At 74.3% G+C, this 18,780-nt stretch carries 18 protein-coding genes; 5 read left to right on the plus strand and 13 right to left on the minus strand.

Translation table 11 applies throughout. The features are described 5' to 3' along the window. Positions 1–43: 43 nt before the first annotated feature. Together CXR04_RS29950 and CXR04_RS29955 are read right to left on the minus strand one after the other, a co-directional pair. Positions 44–556, minus strand: coding sequence for a DUF402 domain-containing protein (locus tag CXR04_RS29950; RefSeq protein WP_101425337.1), 513 nt, complete (start codon positions 554–556; stop codon positions 44–46). 58 nt (positions 557–614) lie between these two features. After that, positions 615–1,262 carry a TetR/AcrR family transcriptional regulator gene (locus tag CXR04_RS29955; RefSeq protein WP_101425338.1) on the minus strand — a complete coding sequence of 216 codons (648 nt, stop codon included), beginning with the start codon at positions 1,260–1,262 and terminating at the stop codon, positions 615–617. Between the two features lie 183 nt (positions 1,263–1,445). On the opposite strand from CXR04_RS29955, the gene CXR04_RS29960 reads away from it, so the two are divergent. Next, positions 1,446–2,099 carry a TetR/AcrR family transcriptional regulator gene (locus tag CXR04_RS29960; RefSeq protein ID WP_101425339.1) on the plus strand — a complete coding sequence of 218 codons (654 nt, stop codon included), beginning with the start codon at positions 1,446–1,448 and terminating at the stop codon, positions 2,097–2,099. A gap of 4 nt (positions 2,100–2,103) precedes the next feature. Here the strand turns inward: CXR04_RS29960 and CXR04_RS29965 are convergent, their stop codons facing one another. Further along, entirely contained in the window at positions 2,104–2,565 is a 462-nt protein-coding gene (locus CXR04_RS29965; protein ID WP_101425340.1) for a MaoC family dehydratase, read from the minus strand. 182 nt (positions 2,566–2,747) lie between these two features. On the opposite strand from CXR04_RS29965, the gene CXR04_RS29970 reads away from it, so the two are divergent. Together CXR04_RS29970 and CXR04_RS29975 are read left to right on the plus strand one after the other, a co-directional pair. Continuing rightward, positions 2,748–3,509 (plus strand): SDR family oxidoreductase, encoded by a 762-nt coding sequence (locus tag CXR04_RS29970; protein ID WP_101425341.1) that lies wholly within the window; start codon positions 2,748–2,750, stop codon positions 3,507–3,509. A gap of 88 nt (positions 3,510–3,597) precedes the next feature. After that, on the plus strand, positions 3,598–4,191 hold the full coding sequence (locus CXR04_RS29975; RefSeq protein WP_101425342.1) for a TetR/AcrR family transcriptional regulator: 594 nt from the start codon (positions 3,598–3,600) through the stop codon (positions 4,189–4,191). A 68-nt stretch (positions 4,192–4,259) separates the two neighbouring features. Here the strand turns inward: CXR04_RS29975 and CXR04_RS29980 are convergent, their stop codons facing one another. From CXR04_RS29980 to CXR04_RS30000, 5 genes are all read right to left on the minus strand, one after another. Then, entirely contained in the window at positions 4,260–5,483 is a 1,224-nt protein-coding gene (locus CXR04_RS29980) for an acyl-CoA dehydrogenase family protein (RefSeq protein ID WP_101425343.1), read from the minus strand. A 6-nt stretch (positions 5,484–5,489) separates the two neighbouring features. Next, positions 5,490–6,509, minus strand: a complete 1,020-nt coding sequence (locus CXR04_RS29985; protein ID WP_101425344.1) for a phosphotransferase family protein — start codon at positions 6,507–6,509, stop codon at positions 5,490–5,492. 331 nt (positions 6,510–6,840) lie between these two features. Continuing rightward, complete coding sequence (locus CXR04_RS29990; protein ID WP_101426682.1) at positions 6,841–8,208, minus strand: MBL fold metallo-hydrolase; 1,368 nt, start codon at positions 8,206–8,208, stop codon at positions 6,841–6,843. 164 nt (positions 8,209–8,372) lie between these two features. Continuing rightward, positions 8,373–8,681 (minus strand): DUF202 domain-containing protein, encoded by a 309-nt coding sequence (locus CXR04_RS29995; RefSeq protein WP_101425345.1) that lies wholly within the window; start codon positions 8,679–8,681, stop codon positions 8,373–8,375. After that, a complete protein-coding gene (locus CXR04_RS30000) occupies positions 8,678–9,076 on the minus strand; it encodes a YidH family protein (RefSeq protein ID WP_047014931.1) in 399 nt (132 codons plus the stop codon). Before CXR04_RS30000 ends, CXR04_RS29995 begins: the two co-directional genes overlap by 4 nt. A gap of 151 nt (positions 9,077–9,227) precedes the next feature. Here CXR04_RS30000 and CXR04_RS30005 point away from each other — a divergent pair, with 151 nt between their 5' ends. Continuing rightward, positions 9,228–10,883, plus strand: a complete 1,656-nt coding sequence (locus CXR04_RS30005; protein WP_101425346.1) for an FAD-binding dehydrogenase — start codon at positions 9,228–9,230, stop codon at positions 10,881–10,883. 42 nt (positions 10,884–10,925) lie between these two features. Here CXR04_RS30005 and CXR04_RS30010 read toward each other — a convergent pair whose 3' ends face one another. Next, positions 10,926–12,149: an MFS transporter gene (locus CXR04_RS30010; RefSeq protein WP_101425347.1), complete on the minus strand. Its 1,224-nt coding sequence runs from the start codon at positions 12,147–12,149 to the stop codon at positions 10,926–10,928. Between the two features lie 230 nt (positions 12,150–12,379). Here CXR04_RS30010 and CXR04_RS30015 point away from each other — a divergent pair, with 230 nt between their 5' ends. Further along, positions 12,380–13,600 carry a sialidase family protein gene (locus tag CXR04_RS30015; protein ID WP_101425348.1) on the plus strand — a complete coding sequence of 407 codons (1,221 nt, stop codon included), beginning with the start codon at positions 12,380–12,382 and terminating at the stop codon, positions 13,598–13,600. A 130-nt stretch (positions 13,601–13,730) separates the two neighbouring features. On the opposite strand, the gene CXR04_RS30020 is transcribed toward CXR04_RS30015, so the two are convergent. The 4 genes from CXR04_RS30020 to CXR04_RS30035 are packed head-to-tail and all read right to left on the minus strand — an operon-like array spanning position 13,731 to position 18,752. Next, the gene (locus CXR04_RS30020; protein ID WP_101425349.1) at positions 13,731–14,660 is read right to left on the minus strand and encodes a dihydrodipicolinate synthase family protein; all 930 of its coding nucleotides are present in this window, start codon (positions 14,658–14,660) and stop codon (positions 13,731–13,733) included. After that, entirely contained in the window at positions 14,657–15,796 is a 1,140-nt protein-coding gene (locus CXR04_RS30025; RefSeq protein ID WP_101425350.1) for an oligopeptide/dipeptide ABC transporter ATP-binding protein, read from the minus strand. Before CXR04_RS30025 ends, CXR04_RS30020 begins: the two co-directional genes overlap by 4 nt. Beyond that, complete coding sequence (locus tag CXR04_RS30030; RefSeq protein ID WP_101425351.1) at positions 15,793–17,811, minus strand: dipeptide/oligopeptide/nickel ABC transporter permease/ATP-binding protein; 2,019 nt, start codon at positions 17,809–17,811, stop codon at positions 15,793–15,795. Before CXR04_RS30030 ends, CXR04_RS30025 begins: the two co-directional genes overlap by 4 nt. After that, positions 17,811–18,752, minus strand: a complete 942-nt coding sequence (locus CXR04_RS30035) for an ABC transporter permease (RefSeq protein ID WP_442802476.1) — start codon at positions 18,750–18,752, stop codon at positions 17,811–17,813. The genes CXR04_RS30030 and CXR04_RS30035 overlap by 1 nt, the downstream gene beginning before the upstream one ends. Positions 18,753–18,780: the final 28 nt, after the last annotated feature.

Here is an 18,780-nt window from a genome sequence, read left to right on the forward strand (position 1 = left end):
CTCGGCGCGACACTGACCCGCCGGCCGGGGAGCGCGGTCCGTGCTAGCCGTCCGCCACCTGTTCGAGCCAGTGCCGGTACGCCCCCGCGAACGGCTCCGTGCCCGCGGCCACCGCCGTCATCAGCCACTCCGCGGACGCCGTCGCCTGCGCGACGGTCTCCGCCGAGTAGCCGTAGCGCACCCGGTGGTCGGCGAACTCGTCCTCGTCCAGCAGCCGCGGCTCGTGCTCCCCGCGCCGCCGGGCGACGTCGAGGTCCAGGTCGACCATCGTGACCTCCGCGGCCGAGCGCCAGCGCGGCGGCGTGGTGATGTCCGCGTAGAGGTCGGTGCGCCGCGGCGGGGCGTTGAACTCGGCGGTCCACCAGGCGTCACGGGGGAAGAGCGCCACGTGCGCGCACTCGAAGATCACGGGCGGGCCGGTGCCCTTGCGTGTCGTGCCGCCCGCGGGCTGGCCGAGCCAGACGCCGTGCTCGTCCTCACCGAGCCGGCGCATGGTCGAGTTCCAGTGGAGGGTGCCGTCGTACTTGCGGTAGATCACGCGTACCAGGTCGGCCATTGCGGGATCATAGCCCCGCCCGCGGCTCGCCGGGCGGCATCCCCGCGCTCGGCCCGCGTCAGGTCGACGGCTGGCCGCTGAGCTGGGCGAACTGCAATTTCAGCCCGTCCACGAGCGCCCGCAGCCCGGTCTCGAACGCGCCCTCGTCCACCTCCCGGCGGTGCTCCGCCAGCAGATGCGCCCGGCCGAGGTGCGGATAGTCCGCCGGGTCGTACGCCGCCGGGTCGGCGACGAAGCCGCCCGCGAACGAGCCCAGCGCGGATCCGGCCACGTAGTACCGCATCAGCGCGCCGACCCGGGTGGCCTGCGCCGGCGGCCAGCCCGCCGCGACCATGCCGCCGAAGACGGCGTCCGCCAGCCGCAGCGCCGCCGGCCTGCGGCCGGGGCCCTGGGCGAGCACGGGCACGATGTTCGGGTGCGCGGCCAGCGCCGCCCGGTACGACCTCGCCCAGGCCAGCAGCGCCTCGGGCCACGGCAGGCCGTCCGCGAACATCGACAGGTCGACTTCGGCGACCACGGCGTCGACCGCGGCGTCCAGCAGTTCGTCCTTCGTCGTGAAGTGGTTGTAGAGCGAGGGGCCGCTGACCCCCAGCTCGGCCGCGAGCCGCCGGGTGGACACGGCCTGCAGTCCCTCGGCGTCGACGAGGGCGAGCGCCGCCGCGACGATGCGCTCGCGGCTCAGCAGGGGCTTGCGGGGGCGGGCCATGCACACATTTTAGAGGCGCGCGCCGCGGAAACTAGCAGCGCTAACCGCGAGGTCGCGGGCCGGATCCGCGGGTCCGCCGCGGCCGGGCGCCGGGTGTCACGCCCGGTCCGTACAGCCCTAAGCGCTTGCTCAGTACCGGGGGTAGGGTGTTCTCCGCTGCACCCGGGAGAGCGGAGAGCGAGCATGCAGGACGTCCAGGAGCCCGCGGCCTGGGGCGGCGTCGAGCCGGAGGCGGCGCAGCGGCTGCTCACCGCGGGCGTCGAGGCATTCGCGGAGCGCGGCTACCACGCCACCACCACCCGCGACATCGCCGGCCGCGCCGGGATGAGCCCTGCCGCGCTGTACATCCACTTCAAGACCAAGGAAGAGCTGCTCTTCCGGATCAGCCGGGTCGGCCACGAGCGGGCGCGGGCGATCATCGCCGCGGCGGCGGAGTCCGAGGGTACGGCGGGGGAGCGGCTGGGGCGCGCCGTACGGGCCTTCGCGCGCTGGCACGCGGAGCACCACACGACGGCGCGCGTGGTGCAGTACGAGCTGGCGGCGCTCGGCGAGGAGCACTACGCGGAGATCGTCGCGCTGCGGCGGGACATCGACCGGCTGGTGCGGGGGATCATCGAGGACGGCGTACGGGACGGCGAGTTCGCGGTGGCCGACGTGCCGGGGACGGCGCTGGCGGTGCTGTCGCTGTGCGTGGACGTGGCGCGGTGGTTCAGCGCGTCGGGCAGCAGGCCGCCGGACGAGCTGGCGGCGCTGTACGCGGACCTGGTCGGCCGGATGGTCGCGGCACCGGCGGCCCCGGCGGCACCGGCCGCGCCGAAGCGGAGCGCCCGGACGTAGCCGGTCAGAAGGAGTAGCGGACCACCGATTCGGCGACGCACACGGGCTTCTCGCCGCCCTCGCGCTCGACCGTGTACCGCAGGGTGAGCTGCACGCCGTCCGGGACTTCGGTCACCTCCGTGATCGTCGCGGACGCCCGCAGCCGGGAGTCCACGGGCACGGGCGCGGGGAAACGCACCTTGTTCGTGCCGTAGTTGACGCCCATGCGCACGTCCGCGACGTCGATGAGCTGCGGCCCGAAGAGCGGCAGCAGCGAGAGCGTGAGGTAGCCGTGCGCGATGGTCCCGCCGAACGGGCCCCCGGCCGCCCGCCCCGGGTCGACGTGGATCCACTGGTGGTCCCCGGTCGCCTCGGCGAACAGGTCGATGCGCCGCTGGTCGATCTCCACCCAGTCCGTGTGCCCCAATTCCTCGCCGACCGCGGCCTTCAGCTCGTCGACCGAGGTGAACGTGCGGGGCTCTGCCATGGGGTGCCTCCCGGGGCGGGCGGGGGTGCGTCGGGATCGTCTAAGCGACTGCTTAGCATGGTCGCGCTACGGGATCGTGTCAACGGCCCCGCGCCGGGGGCGGGCTCCCGCCGGCGACCTTCCCCCCGGCATACCGACCGGTTAGTCTGCGCGGTACCGGCAACCGTGGGGAGGCGGGCACCGTGGGCAGCGTGCGGGACGCGCGGGCAGTGGTCACCGGAGGCGGCGCCGGCATCGGCGCCGCGCTGGCGCGGCGGCTCGCCGCCGAGGGCGCCCGCGTCGCCGTCAACGACCTGGACGCCGCCAAAGCCCGCGCCGTCGCCGCCGGGATCGGCGGCGTGGCGCTGCCCGGCGACGCCTCCGGCGCCGTACCCGCCGCCCGCGAGGCGCTCGGCGGCGTCGACCTCTTCTGCGCCAACGCCGGCCTCGCCACCGGCGGCGGCCCCGAGGCCCCGGACGACGAGTGGTCCGCCGCCTGGGACGTCAACGTCATGGCCCACGTGCGCGCCGCGCGCGAGCTGGTGCCGGAATGGCTGGAGCGGGGCGAGGGCCGCTTCGTCGCCACCGTCTCGGCCGCCGGCCTGCTGTCGATGGTCGCCGCCGCCCCGTACGCCGTCACCAAGCACGCCGCGCTCGCCTTCGCCGAGTGGCTCTCCCTGACGTACCGCCACCGCGGCATCTCCGTGCACGCGGTCTGCCCCCAGGGCGTACGCACCGACATGCTCCGCGCCACCGGCGCCGCGGGCGACCTCGTCCTCGCCCCCGGTGCCATCGAGCCGGAGCAGGTCGCCGACGCCGTGCTCGCCGGCATCGCCGAGGACCGCTTCCTGATCCTGCCGCACGCCGAGGTCGCCGGTTACAGCGCGCTGCGCGCCACCGACCCGGACCGCTGGCTGAGCGGCATGAACCGGCTGCAGCGGACACTGGAGGAGGGCCGGGGCTGACCCGGGCGGCCCGGGGACCTTCCGGGAGGCCCGGACGGGCCGGGGCACCGGGACCGACACTGGAGGCGGGACGACGAAGGGCGAGGACATGGCGACGACGACGGGCGGGAACAGCGGGACGGTGCCGGTGCGGCTGCTCGCCGCCGCCACGAGGCTCTTCGCGGAGCGGGGTTTCGACCGCACCTCGGTGCAGGAGATCGTCGAGGCCGCGGGCGTCACCAAGGGCGCCCTCTACCACTACTTCGGCTCCAAGGACGATCTCCTGCACGAGATCTACGGCCGCCTCCTGCGGCTCCAGCAGGAGCGCCTCGACCACTTCGCGGCGCTGGACGCCCCGGTCGGGCAGCGGCTGCGGGAGGCGGCGGCGGACGTGGTGGTCACCACCGTCGACCACCACGAGGACGCCCTCATCTTCTTCCGCTCGATGCACATGCTGAGCCCGGAGAAGTACAAGGAGGTACGGGCCGAGCGGCGCCGCTACCACGAGCGCTTCCGCAGCCTCATCGAGGAGGGCCAGGCCGGCGGCGTGTTCTCCACCGCCACCCCGGCCGACCTGGTGGTCGACTACCACTTCGGCGCGCTGCACCACCTGGGCAGTTGGTACCGCCCGGACGGGCCGATGTCGGCCCGGGAGATCGGCGACCAGATGGCGGAGCTGCTGATGCGCGCCCTGCGCCCGTAGCGCCGGAGCGCCGGAAGGGGCCGCTCAGCCGTACGGACCGCGCGCACCCCCGCCCGTACGGCGCACGCTCACCCGCCCGGCGCGTACTTCCGCAGCTCGCGCCGGGCCAGCGACCGCTGGTGCACCTCGTCGGGACCGTCCGCCAGCCGCAGCGTGCGCGCCGACGCCCACAGCTCGGCCAGCGGCGTGTCCTGGCTGACGCCCGCCGCGCCGTGCAACTGGACCGCGCGGTCCAGGATCCCGGTGACCTCCCGCGGCACGGCGATCTTGATGGCCTGGATCTCCGTGTGCGCGCCGCGGTTGCCCACCGTGTCCATCAGCCACGCGGTCTTCAGCACCAGCAGCCGCAACTGCTCCACCGCCACCCGCGCGTCCGCGATCCACGTCTGCACCACGCCCTGCCGCGCCAGCTCCTTGCCGAACGCCGAACGCTCCACCGCCCGGCGGCACATCAGCTCGATCGCCCGCTCCGCCATGCCGATCAGCCGCATGCAGTGGTGGATACGGCCGGGACCGAGCCGCGCCTGCGCGATGGCGAAGCCGCCGCCCTCCTCGCCGACGAGGTTTGCCGCGGGGACCCGTACGCCGTCGAGCACGATCTCGGCGTGGCCGCCGTGCAGATGGTCCTCGAAGCCGTAGACCCGCATGGCCCGGCGGACGGTGAGGCCGGGGGTGTCGCGCGGGACCAGGACCATGGACTGCTGGCGACGCGGGTCCCGGCCCTCGGGGTCGGTCTTGCCCATGACGATGAACACCGCGCAGCCGGGGTTCATCGCCCCGGAGATGTACCACTTGCGGCCGTTGAGGACGTACGAGTCGCCGTCCCGCTCGATCCTGGTCTCGATGTTCGAGGCGTCGGAGGAGGCGACGGCCGGCTCGGTCATCGCGAACGCCGAGCGGATACGCCCCTCCAGCAGCGGCTCCAGCCACCGTGCGCGCTGCTCCGCGGTGGCGAACTGGGCCAGCAGCTCCATGTTCCCGGTGTCGGGCGCGCTGCAGTTGAGCGCCAGCGGCGCCAGGTGGGGGCTGCGGCCGGTGATCTCGGCGAGCGGCGCGTACTGCAGGTTCGACAGGCCCGCGCCGTACACGGTGTCGGGGAGGAAGAGGTTCCACAGCCCGCGGCTGCGCGCCTCGGCGCGCAACTCGGCCACGACGGGCGGGTGCGCCCACGGGTCGTCCTGCGCGGCGACCTGCGCGGCGGCGACGGGCTCGGCGGGGAAGACGTGCTCGGTCATGAACGCGAGCAGGCGCTCGCGCAGTTCCCCGGTGCGCGCGTCGGGTGCGAAGTCCATGGCCGGTCAGCCTTCCTGCAGAGTGGTGCGGCCGCCCGCGATGAAGCGGGGCACGAGCTCGCCGATGCGGTCGAAGCCGGCGCCGACGGTCTGGCCGAGGGTGAAGCGGTAGTGGATGCCTTCCAGGATCACGGCGAGCTTGAAGTACGCGAAGGCCGTGTACCAGGCGATGCGGGAGACGTCGCGGCCGGACCGCTCGGCGTAGCGGGCGACGATCTCGGCGGCGGCCGGGTGTCCCGGGGCGTCGGCGGTGGTGGCGATGGGGGAGTCGGCGCCGGCCGGGGTGCTGTACATCGCGAGCAGGCCGAGGTCCGTGAGCGGGTCGCCGAGCGTCGACATCTCCCAGTCCAGGACGGCGGTCACGGTGCCGGCGGCGTCGACGAGGACGTTGTCGAGGCGGTAGTCGCCGTGCACGACGGCGGGCGCGGCGGCGGGCGGCAGGTCGCGGGCGAGAGCGCCGTGCAGTTCGTCGATGCCGGGCAGCTCGCGGCTGCGGGAGGCGTCGAGCTGCTTGCCCCAGCGGCGGAGTTGGCGCTCCAGGAAGCCATCCGGGCGGCCGAAGCCGGCGAGTCCTGCGGCGGCCGGGTCGACGGCGTGCAGGCGGACCAGGGTGTCGACGAGTCCTTCGACCACGGCGCGGGTGCGCGCGGGGCCGAGCGGCGCGAGTTGCCCCGCCGTGCGGTACACGGTGCCGGGGACGTACTCCATGACGTAGAACGGGGCGCCGAGCACGGTCTCGTCGGTGCAGAGCAGCAGGGTCCGCGGTACGGGGACGGGGGTGGGGTGCAGCGCGGTGAGCACGCGGTGCTCGCGGGCCATGTCGTGTGCGGTGGCGAGGACATGGCCGAGCGGCGGGCGGCGGACGACCCAGCGGCCGGTGCCGTCGGTGACGTCGTACGTGAGGTTGGACCTGCCGCCCTCGATGAGCCGGGCGCGGAGCCCGCCGCGGACGAGCCCGGGGAGCTGCGCGTCGAGGTACCGGCGCAGCGCGCCGGGGTCGAGGCCGGGCGGGTGGTCGTCGCTCATACGGGGTCCCTCCGGGGGCGGCGGCGGACGGCGGACCCGGCGGCGCGGACCCGGCCCTCCATAATGCCGACCGGTCGGTATGGCGTCCAGGCCCGGGGGTACGGGGCCGCTCCGGGCGCGAGGCGCCGGCCGCGTGTGGCACGCGCGGCGCGACGCGCGCGGCGCCGGCTGGGCCGGGGCCCGTGCGGTCCCGCGCCCCTCCGGCCGCGCCCGCCGCGGGCGGGGCGCGACGTGCCCGAGCCGGCGCCTGTGCCCGGCCCCGGCTCCCGCCCTTCCCGCCGGGTCCCGTACCGGCCCCGTCGGCGCCACCCCGCCGCGTGCGCCGCAGGCGCTACGCATGACAGGGCATCATCTCGCCGCCGTTCAGCGCCGCCATGTCCGCGAAGTACTCCGCCGCGTCCAGCGGCCGGCCCTCCGGCTCGCCGGCCAGCTCGCTGTACGCCCGGTGCAGGTTGGCCACCAGCCGCTCCGGCTCCCGCAGTTCCGCGAACGCCTCCGGGTCCGCCGCCCGCGCCGTCTCCAGCGGCGTCCGGCCCGCCGCGCGGCCCTGCGCCGCCAGCTCGCCGACGTACCGCAGATACCGCTCCACCGCGTCGAACACCCCCGCGTCCGTCACCGGCCCGTGCCCCGGCACCACCGTCTCCGCGCCCAGCGACCGCAGGTGCTCCAGCGCCCGCAGAGACCCCCCGAGCGAGCCGAACGCGACGAACGGCGCGCCGCCGCACAGCGCTATGTCCCCCGCGAACACGACCCGCTGCTCCGGCAGCCACACCACCGTGTCGCCGACCGTGTGCGCGGGACCCGGGTGCAGCAGGCGGACCTCCGTGCCGCCCGCGGTCAGCGTCATCGACTCCGTGTACGTCATGTCCGGCGCCGTCAGCCGCACGTCCCCGTACTCCACCTCCGGCCACAGCAGCTCCAGATGGCGCCCCGCGGCCAGCACCTGCTGCCGGCACGCGGCGTGGCCGACGACCGTGGCGGGGGCGAAGACGCTGTTGCCGTACGTGTGGTCGCCGTGGTGGTGGGTGTTGACCACGAGCGCCGGGTCGGGCGCCCCGCTGGCCAGGACCGCCTCGCGCAGCAGCTTCGCCCGGGGCTCGGTGGCGGCGGTGTCGACGAGCAGCGTCGTCGTGCCGTCGCTGACGAAGCCCGCGTTGCTCAGGCACCAGCCGCCGTCCGGCTGGATGTAGGCGTGCACGCCGGTGGCGATCTGCACGCAGTACGGCGTGCGGGCGGCGTCGACCGCGCGGTCCACGATCTGCGCCGGGGTGCCGTCGATGCCGACCGCCGCCCCGTGCTCGTCGGGCGCCAGCGGTTCGAGGGCAGCGAACTGCGCGTCCAGCACGTCGTGCGGCACGAACAGTTCCTTGCGCTCGGCCAGTCGCGCGCCGACGAGCTGCCGCGAGCCGTCCAGGTGCAGGAAGTACAGCCCCGGCACGGCCGCCGCGAGCCGGTCGCGGTCGCGGCGGCGCAGCGCGGGCCGGCTGACGACGCCGCCGCTCGCGGCCCGTCTGCGGAGCCAGCGGGCGACGGCCCCGTCGGGCGGCTCGCCGCACGCGGGGGAGAGGCCGGCCTCCCGGCCGATGTCGGCGCCGTCCGCGTACGGCACGTTCAGCCGCTCGGCCAGCTCCCGGCCCACCGTGGTCTTGCCGCAGCCGGACACCCCCATCACGACGATCAGTGGCACGGTGACGCCCATGCGCATGTCCCCCTCAAGACAGCTCCTGCCCGCGCTGCGGTGCTGCCTGCGAGCTTAGGACCAGGCGCCGGCACGGACGGCGGCCCGGCGGCCCGGAAGGGGACGCGGGGCGTACGGACGGGAGCGTGCGCACGCACGGCGTACCGGCGCCGGCCACGGCGGCGTCAGATGAGCAGCACGGCCGCGGACGTCGCGGACGCCACCAGGCACAGGCCGGCGCCCAGCGCGAGCCCCGGGGCCATCGCCGCCGGTGCGGCGGCGGCCAGTTGGTTGATCCGCCGCTGGCCCACCGTCAGGAACACCAGCCACGTGCACAGCGCCAGCGACAGCCCCGCGTACCCGCCCGCGGAGCCGCCCTCGACGACCACCCGGCGCAGCTCCAGCACCACCACGACCGCGAACGCCAGCGTCGTGCGCCGCCACGCGAGCCGCGTCCGCTCCGGCTGCGCCCCGGGGTCCCGGGCACCGCTCACCGCCCGGCCCCGACCAGCACCACGACGATCAGCACCGCCGCCGCCACCGCCGTGCCCACGGCGAGCAGCCCGGGGAAGCGGGACTCCGGCAGGTCCTCGCCGCGGCGCATCGCGCGCTCGCAGCGGATCCAGTGGTTGACGGCACGTACCGCGCAGACCGCCCCGCCGGCGAGGAGCACGGCGGCGATGGCCGTACGGAAGGGGCGGGACATCTCGGTGAGGAACTGGTCGGCGGCGATGCCGCCGCCGACGAGCGCCAGTGCCGTCCGCACCCAGGCGAGGAACGTCCGCTCGTTGGCGAGCGAGAAGCGGTAGTCCGGCGTGCGGCCCTCGGCGCGCAGCCGCCGGGGCGAGAACCACAGCCGCACGGCGGACGGACGTTCGGGGTCGCTCACGGCCTCGACCCTAACCGAACGCCCCCGCGCACCCCGTGGCCGACCCGCCCCGCCCGCGGGCGGGGAAAGTGCCCGGTGTCCGGCGGTTGACGGGCGGGCGCCCAGTCAACAGGATCTGAACCGACCGGTAACCTTCGAAGGGGCGGCAGCCATGATCTACGACGCCGACGTCATCGTGATCGGAGCGGGGCTCGCAGGACTCGCCGCGACCGCGGAGCTGGCCGACGCCGGACGCAAGGTCATCCTGCTGGACCAGGAGCCGGAACAGGCGCTCGGCGGCCAGGCGCACTGGTCCTTCGGCGGCCTGTTCTTCGTCGGCTCGCCCGAGCAGCGCCGGCTGCGCATCCGCGACAGCCGCGAGCTGGCCTGGCAGGACTGGCTCGGCACCGCGGGATTCGACCGCACGGAGGACCACTGGCCGCGCAAGTGGGCCGAGGCGTACGTCGACTTCGCCAGCGGCGAGAAGCGCGCCTGGCTGCGCGCGCAGGGCATGTCGTTCTTCCCGGTGGTCGGCTGGGCCGAGCGCGGCGGCTACGACGCGGAGGGCCACGGCAACTCCGTACCCCGCTTCCACATCACCTGGGGCACGGGACCCGGCGTCGTCGCCCCCTTCGAGCGGCGGGTACGCGAAGCCGCGGAACTGGGCCGCGTCGACATGCGCTTCCGGCACCGCGTCACCGGACTGGCCCGCAGCGGTGGCGCCGTCGACACCGTCAGCGGCGAGATCCTCGAACCCAGCGACGCCCCGCGCGGCACCGCCAGCGGCCGGGAGGTGGCCGACACCTTCGAGCTGCGCGCCCAGGCGGTGATCATCACCTCCGGCGGCATCGGCGGCAACCACGACCTCGTCCGCGCCCACTGGCCCAAGCGCCTGGGCACCCCGCCGGAGAAGCTGCTCTCCGGCGTCCCCGCGCACGTCGACGGGCTGCTGCTCGACGTCGCCGGGGCGGCCGGCGGCCGGCTCATCAACCGCGACCGGATGTGGCACTACACCGAGGGCATCGAGAACTGGAACCCCATCTGGTCCCGGCACGGCATCCGTATCCTGCCGGGACCCTCGTCGCTGTGGCTGGACGCGACCGGCCGCCGGCTGCCCGTACCGCTGTTCCCGGGCTTCGACACGCTCGGCACGCTGGAGCACATCATGAAGTCGGGCCACGGCTACACCTGGTTCGTCCTCAGCCAGAAGGTCATCGAGAAGGAGTTCACGCTCTCCGGCAGCGAGCAGAATCCGGACCTGACCGGCAAGAGCGTGCGCGACGTGCTGGGCCGGGCAGGATCCGGGGCGCCCGCGCCCGTGCAGGCGTTCATGGACAACGGCGTCGACTTCATCGTCGAACGCGACCTCGCCACCCTGGTCCGCCGGATGAACGAGCTGACCGGCGACAAGCTCATCGACGAGGAGGCGCTGCGCCGTACGCTCACCGCCCGCGACCGCGAGATCGACAACGCCTACACCAAGGACATGCAGATCACCGCGCTGCGCGGTGCCCGCAACTTCCTCGGCGACAAGCTCATCCGCGCCGCCTCCCCACACCGCTTCCTGGACCCGAAGAACGGCCCGCTCATCGCCGTACGGCTGAACATCCTCACCCGCAAGTCCCTCGGCGGGCTGGAGACGGACCTGTCGTCGCGGGTGCTCGCCGAGGGCGGGGAGCCGCTGCCGGGCGTGTACGCGGCCGGGGAGGCCGCCGGCTTCGGCGGGGGCGGCGTCCACGGGTACCGCTCGCTGGAGGGCACGTTCCTCGGCGGGTGCCTCTTCTCCGGCCGGGCCGCGGGCCGCGCGGCGGCGAAGGCGGTGGGCTGAGGGCTGTGGTCTGGGGGATGAGAGCTGAGGGCTCGTACGGGCTTACGTGCCCGCCTGCGTGTCCGTGCCCGGCGCGGGCGCCGGATCCGGTACGGCGCCGGGCGCCTTGGCCTTCGTCTCCGAGCGCCGCCCGCGCAGCAGCCCCGCGCCCGCGATGAGTCCGGAGGCCAGCACCGTCACCAGCCCGAACGACACGGTCAGCGACGTCGCGTCGGCGACCTGCCCGATCGCCGCCGGGGCGATCAGCCCGGAGGCGTACATGATCGTCGCCACCCCCGCGATCGCCTGGCTCGGCGCGTTGGCGGACCGGGCCGCCGCCGCGAAGACCACCGGCACGACGACCGCGATGCCCAGGCCCAGCAGCCCGAACCCGGCCATCGCCTGGGCCGCGGCGGACGAGGTGACGATGAGCACCCCGCCGAGCGTCGCCAGCACCCCGCCCGCGCGCACCGTGCGCACCGGGCCGAGGCGTTCGACGACTGCGTCGCCCACCAGCCTGGCCACCGCCATCGTCAGCGCGAAGCCCGTGGTGCATGCGGCGGCGAGGCCGGGGGAGGAGCCCATCTCGTCGCGCAGGTAGACCGCCGACCAGTCCAGGCTGGCGCCCTCGGCGAACACCGCGCAGAACCCGACGGCGCCGATGAGCAGCGCCGAGCGCGGCGGCAGCGCGAAGTGCGGCGGCGGCTCCTCGTCGGCGTGCGCGACGGGCGCCAGCACCCAGCGGCAGGCGACGACCGAGACCGCGGTGAGGACGGCGGCGGCGATCGCGAAGTGCACCCGGCCGTCCAGCTCGGTGTGCGCGGCGACGGTGCCGGCCGCGGAGCCCGCGAGCGCGCCGCCGCTCCACATGCCGTGCAGCCCGGACATGATCGAGCGGCCGAGCCGCTGTTCCACGTCGACGCCGAGCGCGTTCATCGCGACGTCCGCCATGCCGGCGGTCGCCCCGTACACGAAGAGGCCCGCGCAGAGCGTCGCGAGCCCGGGTGCGAGGGCCGGCAGGATCAGCGCGAGACACCACATGACCATCAGCCCGCGCAGCGCGCGGCGGGCGCCGAAGGTGTGGCTGATCCGGCCGGCGAGCGGCATCGCGGTGGCGGCGCCGAGCGCGGGCATCGCGAGCGCGAGGCCGAGCTGCCCGGCGCTGATCCCGGCGTGGTCCTGCACCCAGGGGACCCGGGTGGCGAAGCTGCCGGTGACCGCGCCGTGCGCGGCGAAGACCGCCGCGACGGCGTACCGCGCCCGCCGTATCTCGCCCGTGCTCGCCACCCGGCCTCCTCCGCCTGCCCGTTCCACCCGCTCGGTGCCCGGGCCCGCAGCGCCCGTTCCCGCTGTCCAACCAGCTCGATTCCCGCTCACGATCGCACACGAACACCCGGGCGCCCGCACGTTGGTGCGATCTTTCCCGGCGTCCGGGGTCTTGCCTCGCGCCGCCGCGCCCTCTACGTTTTGCGATCGGACATCCCACCTCCTACGTCCGATGACTTCGGAGTCGCCGCATGCGCACCTCGACCAGCCTCCTCTTCCTCTCCGCGACCGCCCTCCTCGGCACCCTGGCCGTGGGCCCCGGCACGGCGGCGGCCGACGCCGGGGCCACGGCTGCCGGCAAGGCCCGCTGCACGTCCTCCGTCCCCTACAGATCCGGCGAGGGCGGCTACGACACGTACCGCATCCCCGCCACCGTGAAGACCCGCGGCGGCTCCCTCCTCGCCTTCGCCGAGGGCCGTGTCGGCGGCGCCGGGGACACCGGCAACATCGACGTCGTCGTCCGGCGCTCCGAGGACGGCGGCTGCACCTGGGGCCCGATGTCCGTCGTCGCCGCGGGCGGCGGCGACACCCGCGGCAACCCGGCGCCCGTCGTCGACCCGAAGACCGGCGACCTGGTGCTCGTCACCTCGTTCAACAGCGGCAAGGTCACCGAGGCGCAGATCATGCGCGGCGAGGTCACCGCCGAGCAGAGCCGGCGGGTCTTCGTGCAGCGTTCCACCGACGACGGCCGCACCTTCGGCGAGCCGCGGGAGATCACCGCCGACGTCAAGCTGCCGCGGTGGCGCTGGTACGCGACCGGACCCGGTCACGCCGTCGCCCTCAAGCACGGCCCGAACCGCGGCCGGCTCGTCATCCCGTCGAACCACTCCACCGCCCCGCCGGCCGGCTCCGCGGACACCGGGCAGGAGGCCAAGTACTACGGCGCCCACGCCATCTACAGCGACGACGGCGGCCGCACCTGGAAGATGGGCTTCATCGACGACCAGTACGAGGGCGAGATCAACAGCAACGAGAACATCGCCGCGGAACTGCCCGACGGCCGCCTGTACTTCAGCACCCGCGACCAGAACGGCACCACTCCGGGCAACCGCCTGGACTCCTACTCCGGCGACGGCGGCGCGAGTCTCGACCGGTCGTACCAGGTGCAGCCGGACCTCAACGAGGTGCCCGTCGTCCAGGCGAGCGTGCTGCAGCCCGTGGGGCGGGACGCGCCGCTGCTCTTCTCCGGGCCCTCGAACCCCGTCAAGCGGGAGAAGATGGCGGTCTGGCGCAGCGACGACGCGGGGCGCAACTTCACCAAGGTGACGACGCTTTCGCAGCAGCCGGCGGCGTACTCGGACCTGGTGCAGGTCAACGGCCAGACGATCGGGGTGCTGTACGAGACGGGCGCGGCCGGGTCGTACGAGACCATCGAGTTCCGCCGCCTGGACCTGCGGAACCTCGGCGGCTGACGCCCCCCGGCGGCGACCGGCGGTGCCTGACGGCCGGCCGGTCGCCGCCGGCGGGAGCCGAAAACCGGCGGGAGGGCGCCGGGCCATCCCCCTGGCCCGCCCTCCCGCCGGCGTACGGTGCCGGGGCTTGTCAGCGCAGCCCGGCCGCGGCGAGGTGCTTCTCCACCCGCCGCACCTCCTCGGCGTCCAGCGGGATCTGCGGCAGCATCGTCGCCGGGCAGTCGATGACCCCGCGCAGATGCAGGGCCGCCTTGAACGCCCCGAGCGCCGACGAGCTCATGCCCATCCGCGCCGGGTCGCCGCTCCTGACCATCCCGAAGAGCGCGAGCAGCCGCTCCTGTTCGGTCCTGGCCGACTCCCAGTCGCCCTCCCGCGCACTGCGGTACAGCCGTGCGTAGCCGTGCGGGTCGACGTTGCCCAGGCCCGGGACGACGCCGTGGGCGCCCATGGCCAGCGCGCTGTCCACCATCGTCTCGGAGCCCGTCAGCGCGGAGAAGCCCGCGACCTTGTCCCGGACGCCGACGATGACGCGGCGCAGCCCCGTCTCGTCGCCGCTGGAGTCCTTCAGCCCGGCCAGCACCCCGTCGGCGGCGAGTTGGAGCACCAGGTCGTGGCCGAGCTTGGTGTGCACCGACACCGGCAGGTCGTAGGCGTAGACCGGTGCGCCGGTGCGGCCGGCGACCTCGCGGAAGTGCCGGTCGATCTCCGCCGGGTGGGTGCGGGTGTAGAACGGCGCGGTGACGACGAGCGCGTCCGCGCCGGCGTCGAGGGCGCTGCGGGCGTGGTCGAGCACGCGCGGCGTCGTCATGTCGATCGCGCCGGCGAGCACGGGCAGTTGGCCGCCGACGTGCCGTACCACCGTGTCCACCACGGCCCTGCGCTGGCCGTCCCTGAGGTAGGCGGCCTCCGAGGACGAGCCGAGCACGAAGAGCCCGTCGACGCCCCCCGCCACGAGGAAGTCCACCAGCCTGATCAGCGAGGCGGTGTCCACCTCGGCGTCCGGCGTCAGGGGGGTGCAGACGGGCGGTACGACGCCGGTCAGGTGGGTGGGACGGGTCATGCGCTCTCCTTCGCTTGGATCACGAGATCACGGGTGCTCTCCCCGGCGGCCACCGGGTGGTGGCAGCGGAACCGGTGGGACTGCGCCGCCTGCGTGACCTCCGGCATGGCCGCGGCGCACTCCGCCGTGGCCTTCCAGCACCGGGTACGGAACGGGCAGCCGCTCGGCGGCCGGGTCGCCGACGGCACGGGACCGACGAGCGGGATCGGGTCGATGGGGTCGAGGAGCCCCGGCGTCGCCGAGAACAGCGCCCGCGTATAGGGGTGCCGGGCGGTGTCCGTGCTGTGCTCCGCCGGGGAGTCGCCGCCGGAGCCCAGCGCCACCGCCGGCGCCTCCTCCACGATCCTGCCCAGATACATGGTGATGACGCGGTCGCTCATCCGCCGCACCGTCTGGATGTCGTGCGAGACGAACACCAGCGCCAGGTTCAGCCGCTCCTTCAGGTCCAGGAGCAGGTTGAGGATCTGCGCGCGTACGGACACGTCCAGCGCGGACGTCGGCTCGTCGGCCACCACCAGGTCCGGCTCCAGCGCCAGGGCGCGGGCGATGGCCACCCGCTGCCGCTGGCCGCCGGACAACTGGCCCGGCAGCGCGTCCGCGAGCACCGGCGGCAGGCCGACGAGGGCCATCAGCTCCCGGACCCGCTCGGTGCGCTGGGCGGAGGTGCCGCGGCGGTGCACGTCGAGCGGGTCGCGGAGGATCTGCCGGATCGGCAGCCGCCGGTTGAGGGCGGTCGACGGGTCCTGGAAGATCATGCCCGCGCCGGTGCCGATGGCCGTACGCCGCTCGCCGCCGTCCATCTTCCAGATGTCGCGGCCCCGGAACTCCACCGTGCCGGCCGTCGGTTCCTGCACCCCGACCAGCATCTTCGCCAGCGTCGACTTGCCGCAGCCGGACTCGCCGACCACGCCGACGGTCTCGCCCGCCGCGATCGCCAGGTCCGCGCCGGTCAGCGCGTACACCCGGTCGCGGGCGAACAGGCCGCCGGTGCGCGCCCGGTGCACCACGTGCGCGTCCCGTACGGTGATCAGCGCGGGTGGCGCACCGCCGCCCTCGACCAGCGAGTCGCCCTCGACCAGGGGCTCGCCGGCCAGGTCGCCGATCGGCCCCGGGCCGCCGCTGTCCTTCGCGCTCATCGCAGCGCCTCCTTCTCCGCCTCGCCCTTGGCGGCGACCGCCGGCCCGACCGCCGGGTGGTGGCACGCCACCTCGTGCCTGCGTTCCTGGCCGACCAGTTCCGGCGCGGTGTCCAGACACGCGCCGCTCGCCATCGGGCAGCGGTCGGCGAACCGGCAGCCGGCCGGGAAGTCGGCCGGCGAGGGCACGACGCCGCGGATCTGCGTCAGCCGCTCCTGGGCCGACTCCAGCGACAGCACCGAGCCCAGCAGGCCGCGGGTGTAGTGGTGGGAGGGCGTCTCGACGAGGTCGGCGGTGACGCCGGTCTCGACGATCTGCCCGCCGTACATGACGACCACCCGGTCGGTGACGTCCGAGATCAGCGCCAGGTCGTGGCTGACCAGGATGAGCGCGAAGCCCAACTCCTCGCGCAGCCGCAGCAGCAGCTCGATGACCTGCGCCTGGACCGTCACGTCGAGCGCGGTCGTCGGCTCGTCGGCGACGATGAGCTTCGGGTTGCGCGACAGCGCCATGGCGATGAGCACCCGCTGCCGCTGCCCGCCGGACAGTTCGTGCGGATAGCTGCGCAGCGTACGGTCCGGGTCCAGGCCCACCAGTTCCAGCAGTTCGGTCGCGGTGCGCGTACCGCCGCGCCGGATCAACTGCTTGAGCTGGGCGCGAATCGTCATCGCCGGGTTGAGCGAGCTGAGCGCGTCCTGGTAGATCATCGCCATCTCGTGGCCGAGCAGCTTGCGGCGTACCCGCATCGGCAGGCCGACCAGCTCGCGGCCGTCGAAGACGACGCTGCCGCGCACCCGCGCGCCGGCCGGCTCCAGGCCCATCACCGTCAGCGCCGTCAGCGACTTGCCGCAGCCCGACTCGCCGACGAGGCCGAGGACTTCGCCGGGCCTGACGACGAAGCTGATGCCGTCGACGATGTCCACGCCCGCGTGCCGCTTGTCGAAGCCGATGGCCAGGTCCCCGACCGCCAGCACCGGCTCGCCGCCGGGCAGCGGCCGGGCCCGTGCGCGCAGCCGGTGCGCGGCCTCGGCGAGACCCGGCAGCTCCAGCACCTTGCCGGTGCCGGGCACGGCGGCCTCGATCCGGTCCTCGGCGCCGGCCTTCTTGACCGGCACGCTCTCGGACCGCCGGGAGGCGGGCGCCGCCCAGGCGTCCGAGATGCCCTCGGAGAGGATGTTGAGCGCCAGCACGGTCAGCAGCATCAGCAGGCCCGGGAAGACCGTGGCCCACCAGCCGCCGAGCAGCACCATGTTCTTGCCGTCCGCGATGACGCTGCCCCACGACGGGTCCGGCGGGCGGACGCCCGCGCCGATGAAGGACAGCGACGCCTCGAAGACGATCGCCTCGGCGACCTGCACGGTGCAGAACACCAGGATCGGCGCGGCGCAGTTGATGGCGACGTGCTTGACGATGATGTGCGGCGTACGGGCCCCGATGACCCGTTCCGCGGTCACGTAGTCCTCGCCGTACTGGTCCAGCACGTTGGCCCGGACGACCCGCGCGATCGGCGGCACGTACAGGAACGCGATGGCGCACACCAGCACCGGGATGCTGCCGCCGAAGACGGCGACCAGCACCGCGGCCAGCGCGATCCCCGGGAACGCCATGACGATGTCCAGGCAGCGCATGACGAACTCGTCCACCGCCTTGCGGGAGGTGGCGGCGATCGCCCCGAGGACCGCCCCGGCGGCCAGCGCGAGCAGCGTGGCGCCCAGCCCGATGATCAGCGACCAGCGGGCCCCGTACATCAGCCGGCTGAGGATGTCGCGGCCGAGGCTGTCCTGCCCCATCCAGTGGTCGGCGGACGGGTGTCCGGTGCCGCCCGCCTGTGCCTGCTGGTCCAGCGGGTCGTGCGGGGCGAGCAGCGGCGCGAACACCGCGACCAGCACCACCAGGGTGAGCAGGCCCAGCGAGATCCGGGACGTCCAGGGCAGCCGGGTGAGCCCGCGGAGCCGCAGGCCGGGCCGGGACAGCCGCTCCGCGAGCTTCTGGCGGCCCCCGAGGGTGGCGAGCATCAGGCGGCACTCCTCAGTCGGGGGTTGACCAGCAGATAGAGGATGTCGATCACGAGGTTGACGACGACGAAGGCGACGGCGACGGTCAGCACCACGCCCTGCACGACCGCGGGGTCGCCGTTCTTCACCGCGTTGATCATCAACGTGCCCATGCCGGGCAGCGAGAAGATCGTCTCGATCACGACGGCGCCGCCGAGCAGATAGCCCACCCGGAGGCCGAGCACGGTCAGCGGGTTGACCAGCGCGTTGCGCAGCACGTTGCGGCCGACCACGACGACCGGCGGCAGCCCGCTGCCGATCGCCGTGCGCACGTAGTCCTTGTCCAGCTCCTCCACCACCGCGGTGCGGACGATGCGGGTGAGCTGTGCTGCGACGTGCAGCGACAGCGCGATGGCCGGCAGCGTCATGGACTTGAGCCAGCCCGTGAAGGAGTCGCCAGGATTGACGTACCCCCCGGAGGGGAACCACCCCCAGTCCACCGCCAGGTACTGGATCAGCAGCAGCGCCACCCAGAAGGCGGGCGCGGCGACGCCGATCAGCGAGACGATGCGGATCACCTGGTCCGGGATCCGGTCGCGGTAGATCGCGGCCGTGACGCCGAAGAGCACCGACAGCACTATGGCGATGGCGAGCCCGAGGAAGGTGAGCTGCATGGTCAGGGGCAGCGCCGTGGTCACCTGGTCGATGACCGGCCGGCCGTTGAGCGCGCTGAGCCCCATGTCGCCCTTGAGCAGGTCGCCGACGAAGGCGGCGTAGCGGACGGGCAGGGGGTCGTTGAGCCCGTGCTCCTCGCGGTAGTCCTCAAGCTGCTGCTCGGTGGGGTTGGCACCCTGGAAGTTCGCCACCGCCGGGTCGATGTCCGAGAAGCGCATGACGAGGAAGACGAACAGCACGATCCCGAGCATCAGCGGGACGAGCAGGGCGATGCGGCGTAGCAGCATCCTGGCGATCTGGGCCACGTACGTGAGC

This window comes from Streptomyces sp. CMB-StM0423, assembly GCF_002847285.1.
Taxonomy (GTDB): domain Bacteria; phylum Actinomycetota; class Actinomycetes; order Streptomycetales; family Streptomycetaceae; genus Streptomyces.

Bases quoted from the DNA above. Each gene is read 5' to 3' on its own strand.
- CXR04_RS29950 (WP_101425337.1), bottom strand. From the start codon at position 556: ATGGCCGACCTGGTACGCGTGATCTACCGCAAGTACGACGGCACCCTC.
- CXR04_RS29955 (WP_101425338.1), bottom strand. From the start codon at position 1,262: ATGGCCCGCCCCCGCAAGCCCCTGCTGAGCCGCGAGCGCATCGTCGCG.
- CXR04_RS29960 (WP_101425339.1), top strand. From the start codon at position 1,446: ATGCAGGACGTCCAGGAGCCCGCGGCCTGGGGCGGCGTCGAGCCGGAG.
- CXR04_RS29965 (WP_101425340.1), bottom strand. From the start codon at position 2,565: ATGGCAGAGCCCCGCACGTTCACCTCGGTCGACGAGCTGAAGGCCGCG.
- CXR04_RS29975 (WP_101425342.1), top strand. From the start codon at position 3,598: ATGGCGACGACGACGGGCGGGAACAGCGGGACGGTGCCGGTGCGGCTG.
- CXR04_RS29980 (WP_101425343.1), bottom strand. From the start codon at position 5,483: ATGGACTTCGCACCCGACGCGCGCACCGGGGAACTGCGCGAGCGCCTG.
- CXR04_RS29985 (WP_101425344.1), bottom strand. From the start codon at position 6,509: ATGAGCGACGACCACCCGCCCGGCCTCGACCCCGGCGCGCTGCGCCGG.
- CXR04_RS29990 (WP_101426682.1), bottom strand. From the start codon at position 8,208: ATGGGCGTCACCGTGCCACTGATCGTCGTGATGGGGGTGTCCGGCTGC.
- CXR04_RS30005 (WP_101425346.1), top strand. From the start codon at position 9,228: ATGATCTACGACGCCGACGTCATCGTGATCGGAGCGGGGCTCGCAGGA.
- CXR04_RS30015 (WP_101425348.1), top strand. From the start codon at position 12,380: ATGCGCACCTCGACCAGCCTCCTCTTCCTCTCCGCGACCGCCCTCCTC.
- CXR04_RS30020 (WP_101425349.1), bottom strand. From the start codon at position 14,660: ATGACCCGTCCCACCCACCTGACCGGCGTCGTACCGCCCGTCTGCACC.
- CXR04_RS30025 (WP_101425350.1), bottom strand. From the start codon at position 15,796: ATGAGCGCGAAGGACAGCGGCGGCCCGGGGCCGATCGGCGACCTGGCC.
- CXR04_RS30030 (WP_101425351.1), bottom strand. From the start codon at position 17,811: ATGCTCGCCACCCTCGGGGGCCGCCAGAAGCTCGCGGAGCGGCTGTCC.
- CXR04_RS30035 (WP_442802476.1), bottom strand. From the start codon at position 18,752: ATGCTGCTACGCCGCATCGCCCTGCTCGTCCCGCTGATGCTCGGGATC.